The organism is Campylobacter concisus, assembly GCF_902460595.1.
GTDB lineage: Bacteria > Campylobacterota > Campylobacteria > Campylobacterales > Campylobacteraceae > Campylobacter_A > Campylobacter_A concisus_BL.
The window spans coordinates 1-1,727 of the sequence record NZ_CABPVA010000027.1 but is presented as its reverse complement, the minus strand read 5'-3'; the positions used below and the strand labels follow the sequence as shown (position 1 = coordinate 1,727).

The following is a 1,727-nucleotide window of genomic DNA, read 5'->3' as shown; positions in this document are numbered from 1 at the left end:
CTATAGTTATTTATGATGTTAAAGATCAAAAAGTAAAAGTTTTTATAGATAGGGCGGGTGTGAAACCATTTTATTATTATTTTAAAAATGGTTTATTTGCCTTTGCCTCAGAGCTAAAATCTTTTTTTTGCATTAAAGAAATAGATAAAAAAATTGATCCAAATGCTCTAGGACTATATTTTCAGTATTCGTATATACCAGCACCATACTCTGTTTTTGAAAATATCCATAAACTCCCAGCTGGCAATATGCTGGAATTTGATTTAAGATCGATGTCTTATACCCAGAAGCAGTATTGGAGCGTAGAGGAATACTATAATAAAGAAAAGACAGACAAAGAGTATGAGGTTATAAAAAAAGAAGTCTCTGAATTGTTATTATCTGCTTTTGAATATAGGTTGGTATCTGATGTACCAGTTGGGATATTTTTGAGTGGAGGATATGATAGCTCTGCTGTTGCAGCGATACTGCAGTCAAATTCTAGTGCCAAGCTAAAAACATTTAGTATAGGTTTTGATAATAAAAATTTTGATGAAGCTCCATATGCTAAAGATATAGCAAATTTTTTAAACACAGAGCATTACGAGTATTATGTTACTCAAAAAGATTGTTTAGATTTGGTGGATCAGCTTTGTGTTATAAATGACGAGCCAATGGGCGATGTCTCTTCTATACCGACTTATTTTGTTTCAAAATTTGCAAAAGAGCATGTATCGGTTGTTTTGTCTGGCGACGGTGGGGATGAAATTTTTGGTGGTTATCCAAAATATTTTATTGGAAACAAGGTATATCGTTTATCATCAAAAGTTCCCTCTTTTGTTAAAAAAGCAGCTAAGTCGTTTTTGTTATTGCTAGATATAAAAATATTGGAAAAAATTTTTTTAAAGCTAACTGGGCAAAAAATGACAAATTTTTCTGGAAAATTTAGAAAATTTATAAACATACTTGACGCTAAAGCGGAAAGTGTTTTTAAAATTTCAAGTCAGTATTTTTTAAAGGAAGATGTCGCAAAATTCATAAAAAATTATAGCTCTGAGTATAAAACATCTTACGATAAATTTGGATGTGTAAATGGAGATTATTTCGACAAGTCAATGTGTGTAGACTTTCAAACATATATGTATCAAATTTTGATGAAAGTAGATAGGGCTAGCATGGCTGTATCATTGGAGTCTAGAGAGCCATTTTTAGATCAGCGGATAATAGAATATTTAGCACAAGTTCCATCTAGTCTAAAGCTAAAAAATGGCCCCAAGTGGATATTAAAAGACATTGTTTATGATTTTATCCCAAAAAATTTACTAGACCGTCCAAAGCATGGCTTTGTTCCACCTTTTGAGGATTGGCTAAATGGTGACCTAAAAAAATTTGTTGATGATTGCTCTAATAAAGATTTTATTGAGGACCAAGGTATTTTTTGCCATGCAGAGGTAATTAAGCTAAAAAAAGAATTTTATGAAGAAAAGAAATCTGGATATAAATTATGGCTTTTCTTGATATTTCAGCTATGGTATAAGCAGTGGATGATAAATGAAAGATAAAATCAGGCTAATATTATTAAACGACTGGTTGTATGGCGGCGGCGCCGAGAGATCTATGGCGGTTTTAGCCAATGAATTAGCAAAAGACCCTAGATATGAAATATATTTGGTTTTATTAGAGGACAATATCTCGTTTGAGATAAATTCTAATATAAAATGTATCTCTTTTAGAGATAACTATAAATT

At 31.3% G+C, this 1,727-nt stretch carries 2 protein-coding genes; both read left to right on the top strand.

Translation table 11 applies throughout. The features are described 5' to 3' along the window. Positions 1–1,541, top strand: a 1,541-nt coding sequence (asnB, locus tag F3G86_RS10095) for an asparagine synthase (glutamine-hydrolyzing) (protein ID WP_149723774.1), incomplete at its 5' end; no start/stop codon positions are given. Further along, on the top strand, positions 1,531–1,727 hold a 197-nt coding region (locus tag F3G86_RS10820), incomplete at its 3' end, for a hypothetical protein (RefSeq protein ID WP_223228595.1). The genes asnB and F3G86_RS10820, both read left to right, overlap by 11 nt.